General features: G+C 47.7%; 20 protein-coding genes. 5 read left to right on the forward strand and 15 right to left on the reverse strand.

Annotated elements, in window-relative coordinates; genetic code table 11:
- Positions 1 to 13: 13 nt before the first annotated feature.
- Complete coding sequence (locus tag FYJ39_RS21215; protein WP_195840420.1) at positions 14 to 430, forward strand: IS110 family transposase; 417 nt, start codon at positions 14 to 16, stop codon at positions 428 to 430.
- A gap of 186 nt (positions 431 to 616) precedes the next feature.
- Here the strand turns inward: FYJ39_RS21215 and FYJ39_RS11360 are convergent, their stop codons facing one another.
- The 7 genes from FYJ39_RS11360 to FYJ39_RS11390 all read right to left on the reverse strand — a co-directional run bounded on the left by FYJ39_RS11360 (position 617) and on the right by FYJ39_RS11390 (position 5,929).
- Positions 617 to 1,372 carry an exodeoxyribonuclease III gene (locus tag FYJ39_RS11360; RefSeq protein ID WP_154472584.1) on the reverse strand — a complete coding sequence of 252 codons (756 nt, stop codon included), beginning with the start codon at positions 1,370 to 1,372 and terminating at the stop codon, positions 617 to 619.
- Between the two features lie 28 nt (positions 1,373 to 1,400).
- Positions 1,401 to 1,892 (reverse strand): S-ribosylhomocysteine lyase, encoded by a 492-nt coding sequence (locus tag FYJ39_RS11365; protein WP_154472585.1) that lies wholly within the window; start codon positions 1,890 to 1,892, stop codon positions 1,401 to 1,403.
- A gap of 67 nt (positions 1,893 to 1,959) precedes the next feature.
- Complete coding sequence (locus tag FYJ39_RS11370) at positions 1,960 to 3,597, reverse strand: ABC-F family ATP-binding cassette domain-containing protein (RefSeq protein ID WP_154472698.1); 1,638 nt, start codon at positions 3,595 to 3,597, stop codon at positions 1,960 to 1,962.
- Positions 3,598 to 3,822: 225 nt separating this feature from the next.
- Positions 3,823 to 3,981, reverse strand: a complete 159-nt coding sequence (locus FYJ39_RS11375) for a hypothetical protein (RefSeq protein WP_154472586.1) — start codon at positions 3,979 to 3,981, stop codon at positions 3,823 to 3,825.
- Positions 3,982 to 4,020: 39 nt separating this feature from the next.
- Positions 4,021 to 4,281 carry a hypothetical protein gene (locus FYJ39_RS11380; RefSeq protein ID WP_154472587.1) on the reverse strand — a complete coding sequence of 87 codons (261 nt, stop codon included), beginning with the start codon at positions 4,279 to 4,281 and terminating at the stop codon, positions 4,021 to 4,023.
- 102 nt (positions 4,282 to 4,383) lie between these two features.
- On the reverse strand, positions 4,384 to 5,217 hold the full coding sequence (locus FYJ39_RS11385) for a prenyltransferase/squalene oxidase repeat-containing protein (protein WP_154472588.1): 834 nt from the start codon (positions 5,215 to 5,217) through the stop codon (positions 4,384 to 4,386).
- Positions 5,218 to 5,293: 76 nt separating this feature from the next.
- On the reverse strand, positions 5,294 to 5,929 hold the full coding sequence (locus FYJ39_RS11390; protein ID WP_154472589.1) for a hypothetical protein: 636 nt from the start codon (positions 5,927 to 5,929) through the stop codon (positions 5,294 to 5,296).
- 442 nt (positions 5,930 to 6,371) lie between these two features.
- Here FYJ39_RS11390 and FYJ39_RS11395 point away from each other — a divergent pair, with 442 nt between their 5' ends.
- The 4 genes from FYJ39_RS11395 to FYJ39_RS11415 all read left to right on the forward strand — a co-directional run bounded on the left by FYJ39_RS11395 (position 6,372) and on the right by FYJ39_RS11415 (position 9,803).
- Entirely contained in the window at positions 6,372 to 7,652 is a 1,281-nt protein-coding gene (locus FYJ39_RS11395) for an IS110 family RNA-guided transposase (protein ID WP_316330346.1), read from the forward strand.
- 400 nt (positions 7,653 to 8,052) lie between these two features.
- Positions 8,053 to 8,385, forward strand: coding sequence for a YmaF family protein (locus FYJ39_RS11400; RefSeq protein ID WP_154472590.1), 333 nt, complete (start codon positions 8,053 to 8,055; stop codon positions 8,383 to 8,385).
- 491 nt (positions 8,386 to 8,876) lie between these two features.
- On the forward strand, positions 8,877 to 9,167 hold the full coding sequence (locus FYJ39_RS11410) for a hypothetical protein (protein ID WP_154472592.1): 291 nt from the start codon (positions 8,877 to 8,879) through the stop codon (positions 9,165 to 9,167).
- Between the two features lie 141 nt (positions 9,168 to 9,308).
- Positions 9,309 to 9,803 carry a hypothetical protein gene (locus FYJ39_RS11415; protein ID WP_154472593.1) on the forward strand — a complete coding sequence of 165 codons (495 nt, stop codon included), beginning with the start codon at positions 9,309 to 9,311 and terminating at the stop codon, positions 9,801 to 9,803.
- Positions 9,804 to 10,028: 225 nt separating this feature from the next.
- Here the strand turns inward: FYJ39_RS11415 and FYJ39_RS11420 are convergent, their stop codons facing one another.
- The 8 genes from FYJ39_RS11420 to FYJ39_RS11455 form a co-directional block, all read right to left on the reverse strand.
- Positions 10,029 to 10,793, reverse strand: a complete 765-nt coding sequence (locus FYJ39_RS11420; protein WP_154472594.1) for an amino acid ABC transporter ATP-binding protein — start codon at positions 10,791 to 10,793, stop codon at positions 10,029 to 10,031.
- Between the two features lie 20 nt (positions 10,794 to 10,813).
- Entirely contained in the window at positions 10,814 to 11,464 is a 651-nt protein-coding gene (locus FYJ39_RS11425) for an amino acid ABC transporter permease (protein WP_407923840.1), read from the reverse strand.
- A 167-nt stretch (positions 11,465 to 11,631) separates the two neighbouring features.
- Entirely contained in the window at positions 11,632 to 12,507 is an 876-nt protein-coding gene (locus FYJ39_RS11430; protein ID WP_154472596.1) for an amino acid ABC transporter substrate-binding protein, read from the reverse strand.
- Between the two features lie 153 nt (positions 12,508 to 12,660).
- Positions 12,661 to 13,965 (reverse strand): dihydroorotase, encoded by a 1,305-nt coding sequence (locus tag FYJ39_RS11435; RefSeq protein ID WP_154472699.1) that lies wholly within the window; start codon positions 13,963 to 13,965, stop codon positions 12,661 to 12,663.
- A 26-nt stretch (positions 13,966 to 13,991) separates the two neighbouring features.
- Positions 13,992 to 14,702, reverse strand: a complete 711-nt coding sequence (locus FYJ39_RS11440) for an MBL fold metallo-hydrolase (protein ID WP_154472597.1) — start codon at positions 14,700 to 14,702, stop codon at positions 13,992 to 13,994.
- Between the two features lie 213 nt (positions 14,703 to 14,915).
- On the reverse strand, positions 14,916 to 16,463 hold the full coding sequence (locus tag FYJ39_RS11445; protein ID WP_154472598.1) for an AAA family ATPase: 1,548 nt from the start codon (positions 16,461 to 16,463) through the stop codon (positions 14,916 to 14,918).
- Positions 16,460 to 17,875 carry a vWA domain-containing protein gene (locus tag FYJ39_RS11450; protein ID WP_154472599.1) on the reverse strand — a complete coding sequence of 472 codons (1,416 nt, stop codon included), beginning with the start codon at positions 17,873 to 17,875 and terminating at the stop codon, positions 16,460 to 16,462. The genes FYJ39_RS11445 and FYJ39_RS11450 overlap by 4 nt, the downstream gene beginning before the upstream one ends.
- A complete protein-coding gene (locus tag FYJ39_RS11455; protein ID WP_154472600.1) occupies positions 17,872 to 18,336 on the reverse strand; it encodes a DUF3783 domain-containing protein in 465 nt (154 codons plus the stop codon). The genes FYJ39_RS11450 and FYJ39_RS11455 overlap by 4 nt, the downstream gene beginning before the upstream one ends.
- Positions 18,337 to 18,362 lie beyond the last annotated feature (26 nt).

Consider the following 18,362-nt stretch of genomic DNA (forward strand, 5'->3'; position numbering starts at 1 on the left):
AAGGAGCATTTTTTTGATCTACGTCGGAATTGATGTTGCCAAAGACAAGCACGACCGCTTTATCCCAAACTCAAATGGAGAAGCATTATTCAAATCTTTTACCATTTCTAACAATCACGAGGGGGGGCGATTCCCTGTTTCAAAGAATCAAATCCGATCAGATGATTTAACTAAAGTAAAAGTAGGACTAGAAGCCACCGGACACTACAGCTACAATCTCCTGGGTTTCCTTCATAATTTCAGTCGTTTTGATTCGCCAGATAACATACTAGCCTATGCCGGAAGGTCTCCTTCCACGTATCAATCTGGACAAGTAAATAGCTGTTATTCCCATATCTGTTTTAATTCTGTGTCACCTGCCCAAAGATATACGCAGAATCTGGGGAAGGTACCGGATATAAAAGCTCCTGCTCCTCACTACCGTTTCTGAATCCGGCTTCTCCAGTCCTGACACAATCTTAAGCAGGGTGGATTTCCCTGTACGGCCAATGCCGATTCAGCCTACCCCCCCCCCCCCATTGATAGAAAATGCAGCATCGTTAAAGTTCAGCCGCTCTGTATAAGATTTTGTCAAAGGCCCGATTGTTACCAGATTCATCCCTTGCCGTCCGTTCTTTTACTTAAGCACCAGCTCCACAGGGCAGTGGTCGGAGCCCATTACCTCTGTGTGGATGGACGCGCTTACCAGCCGATCCGTAAGGCTCTCAGACACGCAGAAATAGTCGATACGCCACCCTGCATTCTTGGCTCTTGCGCTGAAGCGGTAGGACCACCAGGAGTAAATCCCCTCCTGGTCAGGATAGAAATACCGGAAGGTATCCACAAAACCGGCAGACAGCAGAGCAGTAAACTTCCCTCGCTCCTCATCTGTAAATCCAGCATTTTTCCGGTTGGACTTAGGATTCTTCAAATCGATTTCCTTGTGAGCCACATTCAAATCCCCGCAGAAAACAACGGGCTTTTTCTTTTCCAGCTCCTTCAGATACGCCAAAAACACGTCCTCCCACTCCATCCGGTAATCCAACCTTGCCAGGCCGTCCTGGGAATTGGGCGTATAGCAGGTAACCACGTAATAATCCCCAAATTCGGCCGTAATCACCCGGCCCTCTGTATCATGGGCCTCATGCCCTATGCCGCAGGTCACAGACAGTGGCTCCTCCTTCGTAAACAGCGCGGTTCCTGAGTACCCCTTCTTCTGTGCATAGTTCCAATATTGATAATAGCCAGGTAGATCCAGATCGATCTGTCCCTCCTGAAGCTTGCTCTCCTGTATACAGAATACATCTGCGTCTATCTGGCGGAAGAAATCCAGAAAGCCCTTCCCCACACAGGCCCTAAGCCCGTTCACATTCCATGAAATCAATTTTGTCATGCTGCTTCCTTTCCTGCTGCAAAGCGTATTACTCCGGATACACCATGCGGGACTCCGGGAACTGGTCAATGTGATACAGCACATCCAGATATTTTCTGGCAAAAAAGGCTGCCATGTTGGGATTCTGATCCAAATAATTTCCACATTCCTTTGGATGAGCCGCAGGCACCTCGCCCTTAAAATCCCGGATAAACTCGCACATCTCAATTATCAGGTTTAGTATATCCTTTGGCTCATAGTCTCCAATCATCAGCAGGTAACAGCCTGTCCTGCAGCCCATAGGACCAAAGTAAAGAATCCTGTCCCCAAACTCCTTGTGGCTTCTCAAAAAGGTAGCCCCCAGATGCTCAAAGGTATGAATCTCCGCAGTGCTCATAACTGGCTCCCTGTTGGGGGCAGTGATGCGCAGATCAAAGGTAGTTACAATCTCTCCGCCCACCGGATCTTTCCTGGACACATAGATGCCTGGCATCAAATCCAGGTGATTAATCGTAAAACTGGCAATCTTTTTTAACTCCATTTTCCCTTACCTCCTAAAAACAATTACATCGAATGACCGTTCCTGTGCAAGGAGCAAGCAGGCGCTCCTAATCGTCTGCTTCATCACTCTCTGCAACTGTAAAAGTAAATCTCTTGCGGGCCATCTCATCACTTGCGAGATACTCGTCATAGGTAGTAATCTTATCGATCAGCTTACCATTAATAATTTCCATAATGCGGTTGGCAGTGGTTTCCACAATCTGGTGGTCACGGGAGGAAAAAATAATCACTCCCGGAAACTTAATCAGTCCCCTGTTCAGGGCGTCAATCGACTCCATATCAAGATGATCCGTAGGCTCGTCAAACAACAGCACATTAGCGCCGGAGATCATCATTTTTGACAGCATGCAGCGTACCTTCTCGCCTCCGGAGAGAACCTTCACCTTTTTAACTCCATCCTCCCCCCCAAACAGCATGCGGCCCAGAAACCCCCGCACATAGGTTACATCCTTCTCAGGAGAATACTGGGTCAGCCAGTCCACAATGGTATCATCATTGTTGAACTCTGAGCTGTTATCCTTGGGGAAATAAGCCTGGCTGGTAGTCAATCCCCATTTGTAGGTACCCTCATCCGGCTCCATCTCCCCTGCCAGTATTTTAAAGAGCACCGTCTTAGCCCTCTCATTCGGCCCTACCAGAGCCACCTTGTCCTCCCGCCCCAGGATAAAGGAAATATCATCCAGCACCTTTTCACCGTCAATGGTCTTGCTCAGATGCTCAACGGTAAGCACCTCATTTCCGATTTCACGGAAGGGGCGGAAGTCAATGTAGGGATACTTACGGCTGGAGGGACGGATATCGTCCAGCTCGATTTTCTCCAGCGCGCGCTTACGGGAGGTGGCCTGTTTGGACTTGGAGGCATTGGCGGAGAATCTCTGGATAAACTCCTGAAGCTCCTTGATCTTCTCCTCCTTCTTCCGGTTGGCTTCCTTCATCTGCTTTATAATCAGCTGGCTGGACTCTACCCAGAAGTCATAATTCCCTGCATAGAGCTGTATCTTTCCATAGTCAATATCAGCGATCTGGGTGCAGACCTTGTTCAGAAAATAGCGGTCATGGGACACTACAATAACCGTATTCTCAAAATTAATCAAAAATTCCTCAAGCCAGGCAATGGCATCCAGATCTAAATGGTTGGTAGGCTCGTCCAAAAGCAGGATATCGGGATTGCCAAACAACGCCTGGGCCAGCAGAACCTTCACCTTCTGGGCTCCTAGCAGGGTATTCATCTGGGCATAGTGAAGTTCTGTCTCTATGCCCAGCCCGTTCAGAAGGCTCTCCGCATCGGATTCCGCCTCCCAGCCGTTCATCGATGCGAACTCACCCTCCAGCTCTGCTGCCTTGACGCCGTCCTCCTCTGTGAAGTCTTCCTTCATGTAGATGGCATCCTTTTCCTTCATTATCTCATACAGCCTTGCGTTACCCATAATCACTGTATCAAGCACCGTATACTCGTCATACTTGAAATGATCCTGCTGCAGAAAGGAAAGCCGCTGGCCGGGCGTAATAATAATATCGCCGCTGGTAGGCTCCAGCTGGCCCGACAGAATCTTTAGGAAGGTAGACTTTCCCGCTCCGTTGGCTCCTATCAGGCCGTAGCAGTTTCCTTCAGTAAATTTAATGTTTACCTCTTCAAACAAGGCCTTCTTGCCTACACGAAGTGATATATTGCTTGCACTAATCATATTTAAACCCTTTCTTCTCTTAAGCTCCTTTATTTCCTCAGGCAGCGAACCAAAGGGGCATGTCCAGCGTCCATGCCGGCTGCCCCGGAGGCCAAATTCACGTGTATTTGACCGCTGCTCCTTGAAAAGAGGGGTCATATCCGGCCCCTCTCTTTTCCATCTCATTCAATATCAAATTGTACAGTGAAATGCCCTAATTTGCAAGGGTTTTTCGCAAATATTTCTCTATGGCCACAGCGCGGCTTTTATCCCGCAGTCACGGTAAGCGCGATCCTTACAAAGTACTGACGATCCGTTTAACATCCCGTCCTCACATACAACTCCCGGCTCTTCCTTCCTCTGGCAGTCTGCGGCGGCTGACAGCCCCACCGTCAGTACCAGCATGATACACAGCCTTTGTATAGCCCCCCTTGCTCCTTTCGTTTACTCGTTATCTTCATCCTCACTATATAGCTTTCCAAACTTATGGCCTCTATCCCCCACCGCTTCCAGATACCACTCAATACATACATGTTTAACCACCCTCGCCTCTTTTATGTACATCAGCTGCCCTCTCTGCTGGTACGCCTCTATCTCTCTACCGTCATAGTATTTACTCAAGTTCTTCGCTGTCTCCTGATTCTCCCTCGTCTGCTCATTCCAGCCTATCCCAAATCCTCCTAACCCAATCGCTGCGTCTTCCATGTGTACCTACATCACTCCCGCCGCTTTTATCACCATCTTTTCTCCCTCATTTTACAAGTTCAGCATTCTTCACGCTGTATAACTCCAATCATATAATTCCATTCATTCTTCAACATTCTTTATTATCTCTTGATAGCGTTTCGTGGCAAGTTGGCTTGTATTGCCTTTCCTGCAAAAATTGAGTTTTGCAAGTTTAGGCACAACCCTCTCAACAGGGATTTCTCCGTTCACCGTTTTTTGTTCCAGTACCTTTAACGCTTCAAGGAAACGCTTGTCTTTTTTCGCTCTGTCATAAAATGACAGGACATACACATAGTAAAACAGATTATACCCTCGGAACGGATATTCAATTTGCATAAACAGTGTGCCTATCCCATAATGACAAGGACTGATAGGCTTGCGGATAATCCAATGCTCTAAGAGAAAATCAACGGCTTTATTTAATCGTGCTTCGTGACTAAAATATGGGGAATAGCGCAATAAATCCAACACTACCAAAGTAGTATAAGGCGTTGAATATTTAGTTTCTTCGCCCCGTCCAAAGCTGTATTTATTACATTTCCAACCACCGTCTTCCTGTTGTGTATCAAGGAAATATGCAAATGATTTTTTCAGCCTGGCATCATCTGAATATCCCATATGGCATAAGACATTGACAGCTAAAGCAGTATGGCATGGATAAATTCCGCCTGTGGGAGAAATTTTAACTCGTCCATCCTCTTTCCAATTACTGAAGATGAGTGCGGCAACATTTTTCATCACTTCATCATCAGACGGCACACCTAATTCCAATAAATATAATATGCACTCTAAGGTGGTGTAAGGTGCGCCTTTCAGCAATTTATAGTCGTTAGTGGTCCAATAGTCTGCGCCGTTGTCATGCCTGTGTGATAAAATTGTTTCCACATCAGAAATATATTTTTGCTCAACGCTCATAATTAACCCCTTTCGGGACTGTCCTACCGAAGCTTGCAGCCGTCCTTTTTGTCTGAAAACGCTTTATAGGAGGGGGTTATTCGCCCTTTTTTATCTCAATAGGGAAATTCGTTCCCTGTGAATTAACGTAAACCACCCTTACCTTTTCTCCGCTGTCTCCGGCCAAAGCCCCTTCCTCTATGGGACAGTTATCCTTCAAAAAGCTCAGCTCTCGTCCATCCTCAGTCTTTATAGCAAAGCTGCTCATAGCATTAGAGATAGTAGTACCCTTTTCCGTCAAAATGCTCCACTCCTCCTGTTCAGGGAGCGCTAACACCAGCGTCACATCCTTAAGGTCCCCTAGGGGTTCTCCTATGCAGGCAATAGCAATCTGCGCGTCCTCTTCCAGCTCCACCTCCACGTTACGGATATCCGACAGGCTGATATCATAATCCTTGCCGTCGTCCGCCCGGAGCGTAAATGCAGCGCCGTCTCCTGCCGGCTTTATAATCGTTCCCTGAAGCATGTGATATACTTCCCTTTGGCCTTCTGCTTCTGCGGAAGGCTCTTCTTTCTTTTCCTTCGGAGCCTCGGACATAGCGCTATCAGCTGTGACAACCTGGGTAGCTGCGTCCTGATGTGTATTAGCCTCCTGTTTCTTAACGCAGGCAGTTCCCAGTACCATAGCGGCAGACAAAATCGCTCCCGCCATTACCAATAACCCTTTTTTCATAATCGTATTCTCCTCGTATAATAAGTTTGTAAGCAAGAAAAGGGCTTACAGACTTATTCTTTTTTGTTTAGACAGAAGGATAATTCTAAACCTCCAATCAGAAGAGTTCTCTTCATCCATGATGGGCCATCCTTTTCTCTGTCTATGGGTTAATAAGTTACTTTATAGTCATGGTCCCAGATGTTACAATTAGGTTCATAAGAACTGTAGCTGTGGTCACTGCTTCTAGTCTCCAGCAAAGCTTATGCTATTGCCATGAAAGCCTGCAGCCCTAATGCTACGCCAAGACTTATTACACAAATGCTGTATCCCGGTATCTAGCCGCCAGCAGGGTATTTCTTACCGGACAATGCTAATAACGCGAGGGTTAGGGTGGCGTAGTGATCTGGGATAAGCCATGATTACATTCTTTTTATTCTGCTATGAAAGGTGGTGACTTCCCGTGAAAGAAAAAATTGATTACCTCTCAACGCTTTTTGTTGGGATTGATATTGCATCCCGTATTCATGTTATCTCTGCACTTGATTTTCATCAGGAGTTCTTCATAAAAATGAAGCCTGTACCGAATACTCAGGAAGGTGCAGTTCTTCTTGAAGGTATGATTTCTGAGGTCTTAAAAGAGAACCATCAGTTTAAATACGTTGTTATCAGCATGGAATCGACTGGTTTTTATGGAGTTCATCTGGCGAATTATCTTTCTGCCAGCGATTTATTGGCTCCATTTTCTGTCCGTGTTTATTGCCTCAATCCAAAGGAAGTGAAAAATTATAAAAAGTCCTTCAATGACATTGGTAAAAACGATGGCATTGATTCCTTTGTTATTGCTGATTTTGCCCGTGTCGGTCGTATCAGTATCAAGCCCTGGCGTGGTTCTCAGTATCTCGCCTTACAGCGGCTTACCAGACACCGGATGCACATCACTGAATGCATTGCCAGAGAGAAAACATATATGCTGAATAACATCTTTCTGAAATTCAGTGAATACGCTTTACTCCGTAATGGAGAACATCCTTTTTCAAACAAATATAGTGCTACGGCAGAAGCAATTCTGACCGAGTTCACAACAAATGAGGATATTGTAAATACCTCTGTTGAAGACCTTGTTGCATTCATTAACTCTAAAAGTAAAGGTCGTATTGCTGATCCGGAAGAAACAGCTAACATAGTACAGGCTGCAGCCCGTAATTCATACCGACTTGATAAATGCCTGTATGAACCACTTACGATATCAATTGCCTCCTCATTTAACTGCATCAGCTCCTTTGAAAAGGAATTAAAAGCAATTGATAAAGCAATCCTTCAAACAGTCCAAGGGTTAAATCCAGAGGAATATACGGTGCTTAACTCCATACCTGGAATTGGTAAGGTATACTCTGCCGGCATTCTTGCTGAAATCGGTTCGGTCAAAGCTTTTCAAAGTGCCGACTCACTCGCAAAGTATTGCGGCATCATTTGGAATGACAATGATTCCGGCGACTTTGAGGCCGAAGACAAACATATGAGCAAGGCCGGCAACCGTTACCTTCGGTATTACATCATAGAAGCAACCGGAAGTGTGATAAAACACTGTCCTGAATATGAACGCTTCTATCATAAGAAATATGCTGAAACCAAAAATCATCAGCATAAACGATCACTCGCGTTGACTTCCCGTAAATTTATACGTCTGCTCTATGGTCTGCTGGACAAGAGCCAACTCTACTCTCCGGAAAAGAGTAGGTAATCCATACTGTAAATCGAACTTATGTTTCTTTTGGAACGTAGGTCTATTAAGGTTACCCTTTTGGATAAAAATCTTTTCAAAATAACTCTTGACTATTTACCAAATTGCTTTTAGTACTGATAGTGATATATTTAAGCAAATCCAGGCTTGTATCATCAGTAAATCAACTCTGTTTTATAAAAAGGCATAAATTTCCATACACGGTTTTCACACCATTGCTTCTCTAAACAGCTTATCATTAACCAGAAGAATATTCAACGAAATTCCCCTTAAGCTTTTATTAATTCATGTATCTGCTAGATAGTGAACACGCAATCTTCCCCATGGCTTGTCACACATTCATCCATATGCTCATAGTCTATATTAAACCACAAGAAAGGAGCAAACAAACATGGATGAAATGAATCTTAACGATTTCGACATGCAGCATGTACACGAGATCGTAGGGAGCACTCTAATTGCCGAACGCTGCGAAGACCCTCATAATCACCGCTTCGCAACTGTATCCGGTGAGGCCAGACCCTTTATGGGGAGCCATGTTCATAGAATAACCTTCCGTACGGATTCCTATGACGGGCACATTCATGAATTTAGCGGGGTATCCTCTCCTGCTATACCCGTGGGTGACGGCAGACACGTTCACTTTGCTAATGCCTTCACAACCATGGATGATGACCACGTCCACGAATTTAGAGTGGCTTCTTTGATTAACAATCCCATTGATAAATGCTAAAGGAGGTAAACCTATGCCTGATAATTTCGAACCATTCTTCCAGAACCGCCGCTGCAGACCTGGCTGCCCCTTTTTCCCGCCCTGCCGCTGTGACCGTGACCGCCGGGATGACAGGCGCGACGACCGCCGGGATAGACGTGACGACCGCCGGGACAGACGTGACGACCGTTGGGACAGACGCGACGACCGTAACTGGCCCTGGAGATAATATAGATGGGAGCCGCTTTTGCGGCTCCTTTTTATAATCCTTTCCCAGATTATATTCCCCATCCCTTCAGCCTAATTTAAGCATCTACCGCTCATTGTCATCAGGCGATCCGCTGGCTTGTCACACTTTTTTATCTCGTCCATATATTATTATTACTTAGATGGTTGTGAAGCTATCCGATGAGATTTACCAACTTTGTATAGAAGCCGCTCCGGCTTCATACTAAATACAAGCTGCTTTCACAATCAACTATGTTACCGCATCATCGAAAGGAGAGACTATAATGAATCAAAAAGAAATTAGCTATTGTTCATCAACCTGTCCAAGGAGCTGCCCTTGCCCTGTTATTTTAAGTATTGCTACCTCCATAGCACATCAGGAGGATGCCCTTGCCTGCATATTAAACGCAGAATGTGCTAAAATAAATAAAGTGGTATCTGCATACAGCGATATCGAAACCCTGCTTGCCATCGACACATCTGTACAAGCCACTTTAGAACAGATTACCACACTTGAGGGAGTATTAAAGGCAAAGCTGGATTCCATCCTTCCGCTGCTCACGGATTGCATGTAAAGACCCTTTCAGCTTCCGGAGGACTTTGTCCTCCGGAAAATAAAAAAGCTCTTATATCCCTCCCTCCTGTTGCTTTTATCATTTTTACGTTTTATACTATACGCAAAGGTGAGCACAACCAATACTAAGGAGGAATTATGTATGAGGAAAACCAGACTATTACTAACTGTACTTTCACTATCGGCGGCATTCAGCAGTACAGCTTTGGCAGGAACATGGCAAAGCGATTCCACGGGATGGTGGTATCAAAACGATGACGGAACGTATCCAGAGAATACATGGCAGTGGATTGACGGGAACGGGGACGGTATTTCAGAAAACTATTACTTTGATGCGGATGGATATTGTCTGACAAATACCACTACCCCCGACGGCAGTACAGTGAATGCCAACGGCGCTCTTACAGTAAACGGCATCGTCCAGACACAAGTCACACCGGCAAAAACCGCTATCCCACAGTCAGCTCAAACAGAAGCGGCGTCCCTTCCCGTCACAGCTACCGTATGGATACCAGCAACAGGAAAAAAATATCACTCCATTCCTAATTGTGGCCGGATGAATCCAGATAAGGCGACTCAACTGTCCTTATCAGACGCACTGGCCAAGGGATACACCCGCTGCTCCAAATGCTACTAGTTTGGAGGAAAAGGCCCCTTACGCTTCGTCCATAGAATCCCAGGAAGGTGAATCAGATACATAAGAGCAATAAGTTTTTTAAATTCGGGAGATAAATCCATAGCCATACCGTTCCTTTTTCTTACCAGTATAGCCAGGATTCATTTACAATAAACCGGAAACAAGGCTGTTCCCTCCAACGCCTTCGCAATGCCAGGCTGTTTCCGGTTTCCCAGGCACCGTCTGTTACAGCAGCGCCCCGTATCGTCCCAGGAATGCCTGAGTTCTCTCATTGCCGGAGGCAAAAACCGCTTCAGGAGTTCCCTCCTCTACGATTACTCCATCAGCCATGAAGATAACGCGATTGGATATATCCTTGGCAAAGGCCATCTCATGGGTCACGATCACCATGGCTATATGAAGCTCTGCCAAAGATCGGATCACTTTTAGAACCTCCCCTGTAAGTTCCGGATCCAAAGCCGAGGTGGGTTCGTCAAAGAATAAAATGTTCGGATGGAGGGCCAGGGCTCTTGCAATGGCCACCCGCTGACACTGACCGCCGGAAAGCTGACAGGGGAACGCCTCCTCCTTATCCTCCAGCCCCATTTTCTTAAGAAGCTCCCTGGCTTCCCTGTACACCGTCTCCCTATCCCTCTTCTGAACATGGATGGGAGCGTCAGTTATATTCTTCATAACGGAAAAATGAGGGAATAGATTGAAATTCTGAAACACCAACCCATACTGGCTTTGAATATGTTTCAGCTCCTTTTTCCCTGCATAGCGCAGCCTTCCCTGCCCTTCACTCCAGACCGCCTTCTGGCCCAGATAGAGAATCTCGCCGCTGTCGATTGCTTCCAGCAGGGTGGCGCACCGCAGAAGGGTGGATTTGCCGGAGCCGGAGGGGCCAATGATAGAAACAATCTCCCCTTCCTCCACTTCAAGGGAGATATTCTTAATGACTGCCAGCTCACCAAACGACTTTTCTACATGCTTTAATTCTAACAGCTTCATAATCCCCAATCCTCCTGACTCTACTGGTAATATGCAAGTCTTTTTTCTACCCATTCCATCCCCATGGCTACCACTAAATTGAACACATAATAGAACACGCCGGCTGCCACAAGGGGAATGACACTAGTCTGGGATGCCGCCAGCGCCTTTGCGATAAAGAACATTTCTACTACGCTTAAGGTGAAGGCCAGTGAGGTATCCTTTACAAGGGTAATTACCTCATTGGTCACAGAGGGAAGAATCCGTTTGACAACCTGAGGAAGAATAATCTTGAAAAAGGTCTGCAGCTTACTGTAGCCCAGCACCCTGGCAGCCTCATACTGGCCTTCCGGCATAGACTGGATACCGCTTCTGTAAATTTCCGCAAAGTAGGCGGCATAGTTGAGCACAAATCCGATAAAGGCCGCCCACAGGCGGTAGCCGCTGCCTACACGAATCCTAAAAAGATAATAAGGCCCAAAATACACGACCATTAGCTGCAGCATCAGCGGCGTGCCTCTCATAATGGATATATAAACCTTAACAATCGTCTGAAGAAGCTTATTCCTGGACATGCGCCCAAAGGCTACCGCCAATCCCAAAGGCAAAGAAAACAAGAGCGTCACCACAAAAATCTGTATGCTTACTCCCATTCCTCCCGCCAACTGTACTACCATCTGCTGAATTGTCATTTTCTCCATAAGCCCTACCCGCCTTCTATCCTTTTGTGTACTTAATTTCTTCCAACAGGGAAAGCCGCTGCGGCAGGCGCCTTTCTCTGCCAAAATCCAGACAGAACGGGCACCTTTTGCAACGGCTTTCAATCTATGTCTCCACTTAGCCTCCCACAGCAGGACGCCTACCTTCCAATGGTGGTAACATCCTCTCCGAACCATTTCTCTGAAATAGCCTTGAGAGTGCCATCTGCAGCCATTTCCTCCAGGGCAGCCTGAACCTTGTCTCTCAGCTCTGTATTACCCTTTTTAAAGCCCACGCCGTATTCCTCAGCTGAAAGAGAATCTTCCAGAATCACCATATCCGCGTTTCTCTGCTGAATCTGATAGCCTGCCACAATTACATCCATAGCAATGGCGTCCACCGCCCCCTGCTCCAGATCCATAAACGCGCTGTTATAATCAGCGGTTGTGAGAAGCTCCTTAAAAGTCGCGGTTAATTCCGGCGCTGCCTTCAAAGCCGCCTCTGCCGAGGAATCCACCTGGCATTCCACAACCTTTCCTGCCAGATCCGCCTGACTTTTAATACCAGAATCCCTGGCCACTACAAACACCTGTGTGTTAGCCATATAGGCTTCCGTCCATTCATAGTCATCCTCCCGTCCTGTAATGGTAAACCCATTCCAGATACAGTCGATATTTCCTGTCTCAAGCTCCATATCCTTGGCGTCCCAGGAAATTGGCTGAGCCACATATTCCAAGCCCAAACGCTTGGCAGCCTCCTGTGCCAGCTCCAGGTCAAAACCTGTATACGCTCCGTCGGAGTCCATAAAGCCCATGGGCGGGAAATCCGCGTCAAAGCCTACGATCAAGGTTTCTCCCCCGCCAGCTGCCGCTGTCTCCGAAGCTGCTGCTGTATCCCTCTCCGCTGCTGAGGTATCAGCCTCCGCTGCCGCTGTACCAGTTGCCGCCTTCGTCTCAGCCGATCCACCGCCGCAGCCTGCCAGTGATGCCGCCACTACTACTGCCGCCATAGCTATACCTACGATTCGTTTCTTCATTATATACTCTTCCTCCTCTTAATTAACATCCAGCGGGTTTCCAATGACCGCTTAAGCCTGTGCCTATATTCACCTCCCATAGGTTTGACACTCTATCATATTAGCATACTAAAGTAAATGTGTAAAGAGAAACTGGATAAAATTTATCCCCCATCAATTCATCCAAACCACTTTACCCCCACAGATCGTATACATCACCTTCCCGGTCAGCATCTCTCCAAGGAAGGGGCTGTTCCTCGACTTAGAGGCAAATTCAGACACTGTCCACTCCCTGTTCTCATCAAATATTACAATATCCCCCGGAGCTCCCTCCTGAAGCCGTCCGCAATCCAGCTTATATAGTCTGGCCGGGTTTAAGCTCATCTTCTCCATAAGCTGGCAAAGAGTCAGATGACCAGGCTTTACCAGCTTTGTCAGCGAAACGGCCAGGGCTGTCTCCAAGCCCAGAATACCGCTGGGAGCTTCTGTGAGAGGCTTTGCCTTCTCCTGTGGGCTATGAGGCGCATGGTCAGTCGCTATCATATCTATGGTACCGTCCTTAAGACCCTCTATGAGCTTGTCGCGATCCCCAGCGGTTCTTAAGGGCGGATTCATCTTAGCCAGAGTCCCGTACTTTAACACAGCTTCCTCTGTAAGCGCAATATGATGAGGCGTCACCTCTGCCCATACATGGGCGCCCCGGCCTTTTGCCCGGCGCACTATATCGACGGCCCCTCCAGAGCTTATATGCTGCACATCAATTACCGCTCCTGTTTCCAGAGCAAGCTCACAGTCTCTTGCTACCAGGGACTCCTCTGCCACAGCCGGCGAGCCATAGATGCCCAGAGCCTCTGATATGGCTCCATGATTGATTCCATTTTCCTTTATATAGGACTTATCCTCTTCATGGAAGCTGAGAACCGCTCCCAACCTTGCGGCTTCTTTCATAGCGGCTCTTACAAATTCCCCGTCCATGAGAGGGCTCCCATCATCCGTAAATCCCGCTGCCCCGGCCTTCAAAAGTCCCTCCATATCAGTCAGCTCTTTTCCCTGAAAGCCCCTGGACACAGCCGCACAGCTTAATACATGGATACCAGTCTTTTTACCTTCCTCCAGCACATATCCAAGTGTCTCCGGGTTGTCTACAACAGGCTTAGTATTTGCCATGCAAACCACCGTGGTAAAGCCTCCCCTTGCAGCTGCCTTTGAGCCGGTCTGTATGTCTTCCTTGTAGGTTAGCCCCGGATCCCGGAAGTGTACATGGACGTCCACAAGCCCCGGCGCGACGGTGAGACCTTTTGCGTCAATCACCTGAAGCTCCCTTCCCGTTTCTGACGGAAGCCCCCCGGTCATCTCCCCCTCCCTCCTGCTGCCGGAGGCTATGATTTTTACTATACGCCCCTCAGCCAGCCAAACATCCGCTTTTTCATCTCTCCCTGAAGCCGGGTCTATAACGCGGCCATTGCGAATCCATATCATATCCCTGTCCTCTCTTTGTCTGTTCTTCATACTGTAAAGCATTGTCCTTCGTACCGGATTTCCTGTATTTTATCCTTATATCCCTCCGCTGCAGGCAGAGCCTTAAATCTGTCAACAGCCTGAAAATCTCCCCAAAAATGCATCGGAAACACCACATCGGCTCCTACGCGCCGCATAAAGTCATCCATTCCCAGATGAAAGGAGTTCCCCTGCCTGGGATCGATCAGCATAAACGCCACATCAATATGACGGCCCGCCAGCTTGCCCAACTCCCTGTGAAAGCGCTCGCTCATTCGTCGGTTATCCGCCTCAGGCTCACCATCCCACACCCAGTTATTCAAATCCCCGGCATGGTATATGGTCCTTCCTTCCACTGTCACTAAAAACGCGACACCCTTGTCCGTGGACTTATAAGTCTCTATTTCCAGCCTCCTGCCCGCTCCATTCTCTAGCTCTGCCTTCTGACCTGGCCCTATAAATACCGTCCGTTCCTGAAGACTCTCCGGAACTTGCCCGCGCCCTATATCATCGGAAAGAACATAGTATGCCTCCTGGCCGCTGTAGGCCAGCTTGAAAATATTCTGCGAAAAATGATCCCCATGTCTGTGACTGGCGAATATAAACACCGGCTTACCAGACCGGTGCAAGGATACCTCCCCCTGAAAATAATCAAACAGCAGAACCTCCTCCGCCATTTCTACCATAAAGCTGCTATGATGGATATACGTAATCTTCATACTAATCATCCTGCTCTTTCTCTATATACTACACACTACATCTATAAGAAACGCTTTTCCGTTCTCCCCTCCTAAACTGTAATTAAAATAAGGTTCCCTGGGCTAACCGTTCCGCAGCAGGCCCTGTCTCATCAGTTTCCCAAAGTCATCAGGACGGTTCACCTGACAAAACATCCGTCACCGGGGGCATTCCGGCATTTCTTATTGCCAGCTCTACCCCAGCCTCCTGCTAAGCCTCTGTTCCTGCTGATCAAACAGCAGCTCTTTATTATAGTGGTAATACCGCTCACATTCATATTCACTGAGAAACTGAATGGAGGCCTCCCCCGTATTCAGCTCTGTCATAAAAATCACCATCTCCTGGCTGTTTCCAAAGGCCGTCTCCATAAAGTCAAAGGCATGCTCCAACCGGCGTCCGCAGCGTCCCTTCATATCCTCGTACCGGTCGCTTTCTTCCATAAACTGGTTCCGCACCCACTGCCAGATTTCCTCTTTATCCGTAAGAGACATAGCTGTAAGCGCTTTTGCATAGTCCTCTAAGGCAGCCTCTACCTGCCTTAAAAGCTGTTCCTTCCTCTTGTCCAAAAGCCCCTGCTTTTTCCTGAAAACGCGCTGAGCTTCCAGCCGGGCTCTCAGCTCCTCCATTACAACTCCGGGCCTTCCTGACATTTTCTCAAGCCTCTGCCCAGCCTGCTCTTCCAAAGAGACTTCCTGAACCCCCTCCAGCTCCTGCCGGTACTCCTTAAGCTGTTCCATAAGCAGCTCCATCACCTGATTTTTAATCCGCAGCTCCTTAAAGCCCTCTCTCAGCTTAGCAAGCAGCAAGCCGGTAACGCTAAGACGCTCATCAAAGGGAGCTCTGGCTATCCGGTCGCAAAGCTCCTCGCGGATCACGCCCTCCAGGATTTCCTCCACCTGATACTCATTCTGATATTTATAATAAAGTTCCAGATAATTAGCAAAATCCTTTGAGATCTTCGGATGCTGAATATACTGACCCACTACCTCCCGATCCACCTTTTTGCCAAGCCTTTCGTAAACCCATATCAGTTGGGATAAGTCCTCCCAGCCTCTGGGAGTCGCGAACCGCTTTCCGTCAACTGTAGTCTCTATTTGGCAGAAATACTGCCCCTTAATATCCAGATAGGAAATGATGGACGGGTGAATGTTCTCTCTGAAAGCGTACTCCTGCCATACTCCCAAATCCGGCTCTACCTGTATCATTTTAATGCGATCCAGAGTCACTACATCAAATTCCCGAACCGACTTATTGTATTCCGGAGGATTTCCTGCCGCCGCGATAAGCCAGCCGTCAGGAATCCTGTGGCCTCCGAAGGTTTTGCACTGTAAAAACTGAAGCATGGTAGGAGCCAGCGTTTCGGACACACAATTTATTTCATCAATAAAAAGAATCCCCTCCTTAAGTCCTGTCTCCTCTATCTTGTCATAGACAGAGGCCACAATCTCACTCATTGTATATTCTGTGACGGAATATTCCCTGCCTCCAAACACTTTCTTGTCTATAAAAGGAAGGCCCACCGCGCTCTGCCGGGTATGGTGGGTGATGGTATAAGCCACCAATCCTACGCCGCATTCTCTAGCAACCTGTTCCATGATTTGTGTCTTTCCGACTCCCGGCGGACCCATCAGCAGCACCGGCCTCTGGCGGATGGCGGGTATAGCGTATTCTCCCCATTCATCCTTTAAAAGATAGGCCTGAACGGTATCCTTTATTTCTTCCTTCGCCCGTTTAATGTTCATATGCTGCTCTCCTTCTTATTTCCATACTCCATTATCTGCTCCTCCTCCAGCACTACCTTCATGGCCCAGGGCGGAACGGACTCATCCGAAAACATGTCCTCTACAAAAACAAAGGCCGTATCATAGGGGGGAGCCTTTACAGGGTAGATTCCCTTTCCATCTGTAAAATAAATCAGCCCCTTCAGATTGCCTGCTTCACCTCTGGCTCTCAGTCCGCTTACATATTCAAAGGCAGGTCTGAAATCCGTGCCGCCCTGTCCCTGGATCTCAAAGCGTTCCATATAATCCCTAAGCTCCTGAGGACTGGCGATCAACACATCCGAACGTACCCTGTCGTCACATTGTAAAATGTGTACATGAACCTTTTTAAAATAGCTTTCTGTCTCCGACAGCACATCATAGGTTTCCTCCAGAAACCGTTTCACCAGCTGGCCGGAACAGGACATGGAAGTATCAATGGCAATTACAAAATCCTCCACACGGTAAATCTCCCTGGATTCCAAAGGCTCAATCAGGGGCATATTTCCATATAAGGAAAGGCCATAGGTATAAAGAGCGTAATCAAAGGAGTCCGGGTCTGCCTCCATCTCCTCCTTAAGAACCGCAAACTTACGCAGGAAACGTCTGTAGTCATACCGCTCCCGGTTCTCCACCTGAATCGGCTCTAAAAGGCTTTCATTGTCATCCTTTGAATGGTCATGGCCCGTTTCCAGTGCTGTCTGCATTTTTTCCCTCTTATCCTTCCACTGATTCCGGCGTGTTTGGATCTGCTTAGGAGGCAGATCCTGATTCCACAAATCGTGGCTGTCCACCATAAATTCCTTTTGGAGCAGATGGACGCGGCGCTCAGGCAGCTTCATATCCAAAAGAGCCCGGTAGACGCGTTCAGCCGTCAGCACAGGAAAGTTTGAGTCTCCTCCGGCTCTCTTATCCATTCCGGCCGGATTTTGCTTCACGTCTTTCTCAGCTCCTGCTAGCTGCTTTCCGATTCTGAGGTAGGTCTCCCGGCGCAGAGGTGACTTTGGAACATGAATACATTTCTGGTACAAGCCGTCTATAATATTCTCCATGGCAATATCACATGCCAGATCCCAATAGAGCTTTTCCCGGTCTCCCCGTGTATCCATATGGCAAAAGAGACAGTGCAAAAGCATATGAAGATAGGCCCTGTTTATCCAGGCCCTACCCTGCCGGTAACGCTCTATAAGCGAATCCGGCCCATAATAAATCAGCCACCCGTCCGTAGCCAGTCCCTGTCTCCCCCAGTCAGCCTCAAATCCAAGGCTGCTCAGAGAAACATCCAGAAAACGCATATTCAGATATAGCTCATTTCTGGACTGATAGAGGATTCTGGAACACAGCTCTACCAGATCCAGCTCCTCAAGCTGCCTGTGTCTGGTTGGATCTATCATGATTGATTCCCTGCGGTCATAGCTTCATGTTCTTCCTTCAGTTCCTGATAGAGATGGTAAAACGTCCATCCGCTGTTGTACTCCGTAAGCACTGCCTTAAGCTCAATCTTAGGCACACCTGCTTTTCTTAGGTTAAAGAGCAGCTCGTCCAGCCTCCGGTTGGAAAATTGATGCAGAACCAGCATCTGCACTGGAATAACAGGAAGCGTATCAGCCTCTCTCCCCTCAGTCTTGCCATAGCCCTCCTTTTCGCAGATGCTCTGGGGCTCATCATGTTTCCCGGCCGCCTCATATCCGGGAAGCCCTGCCAGGTATCCGACCTGCTCCATCACCTGTTCCGGCCCTACATTCTTAATTCTGATTCCCATGCGCACCAGCACGCTTTTCATCACGGCTACATGCTTCATCGTTTCCGGCGTGCCCGGATTATAATACAACACACGCTCCATCATCTTTGCCATGTCTTCTTTCCTCTGTCCTTTTAAGT

Source organism: Clostridium porci, assembly GCF_009696375.1.
GTDB lineage: Bacteria > Bacillota > Clostridia > Lachnospirales > Lachnospiraceae > Enterocloster > Enterocloster porci.

Bases quoted from the DNA above. Each gene is read 5' to 3' on its own strand.
- FYJ39_RS11360 (WP_154472584.1), bottom strand. From the start codon at position 1,372: ATGACAAAATTGATTTCATGGAATGTGAACGGGCTTAGGGCCTGTGTG.
- FYJ39_RS11365 (WP_154472585.1), bottom strand. From the start codon at position 1,892: ATGGAGTTAAAAAAGATTGCCAGTTTTACGATTAATCACCTGGATTTG.
- FYJ39_RS11370 (WP_154472698.1), bottom strand. From the start codon at position 3,597: ATGATTAGTGCAAGCAATATATCACTTCGTGTAGGCAAGAAGGCCTTG.
- FYJ39_RS11375 (WP_154472586.1), bottom strand. From the start codon at position 3,981: ATGCTGGTACTGACGGTGGGGCTGTCAGCCGCCGCAGACTGCCAGAGG.
- FYJ39_RS11380 (WP_154472587.1), bottom strand. From the start codon at position 4,281: ATGGAAGACGCAGCGATTGGGTTAGGAGGATTTGGGATAGGCTGGAAT.
- FYJ39_RS11385 (WP_154472588.1), bottom strand. From the start codon at position 5,217: ATGAGCGTTGAGCAAAAATATATTTCTGATGTGGAAACAATTTTATCA.
- FYJ39_RS11390 (WP_154472589.1), bottom strand. From the start codon at position 5,929: ATGAAAAAAGGGTTATTGGTAATGGCGGGAGCGATTTTGTCTGCCGCT.
- FYJ39_RS11400 (WP_154472590.1), top strand. From the start codon at position 8,053: ATGAATCTTAACGATTTCGACATGCAGCATGTACACGAGATCGTAGGG.
- FYJ39_RS11410 (WP_154472592.1), top strand. From the start codon at position 8,877: ATGAATCAAAAAGAAATTAGCTATTGTTCATCAACCTGTCCAAGGAGC.
- FYJ39_RS11415 (WP_154472593.1), top strand. From the start codon at position 9,309: ATGAGGAAAACCAGACTATTACTAACTGTACTTTCACTATCGGCGGCA.
- FYJ39_RS11420 (WP_154472594.1), bottom strand. From the start codon at position 10,793: ATGAAGCTGTTAGAATTAAAGCATGTAGAAAAGTCGTTTGGTGAGCTG.
- FYJ39_RS11425 (WP_407923840.1), bottom strand. From the start codon at position 11,464: ATGACAATTCAGCAGATGGTAGTACAGTTGGCGGGAGGAATGGGAGTA.
- FYJ39_RS11430 (WP_154472596.1), bottom strand. From the start codon at position 12,507: ATGAAGAAACGAATCGTAGGTATAGCTATGGCGGCAGTAGTAGTGGCG.
- FYJ39_RS11435 (WP_154472699.1), bottom strand. From the start codon at position 13,965: ATGATATGGATTCGCAATGGCCGCGTTATAGACCCGGCTTCAGGGAGA.
- FYJ39_RS11440 (WP_154472597.1), bottom strand. From the start codon at position 14,702: ATGAAGATTACGTATATCCATCATAGCAGCTTTATGGTAGAAATGGCG.
- FYJ39_RS11445 (WP_154472598.1), bottom strand. From the start codon at position 16,463: ATGAACATTAAACGGGCGAAGGAAGAAATAAAGGATACCGTTCAGGCC.
- FYJ39_RS11450 (WP_154472599.1), bottom strand. From the start codon at position 17,875: ATGATAGATCCAACCAGACACAGGCAGCTTGAGGAGCTGGATCTGGTA.
- FYJ39_RS11455 (WP_154472600.1), bottom strand. From the start codon at position 18,336: ATGGCAAAGATGATGGAGCGTGTGTTGTATTATAATCCGGGCACGCCG.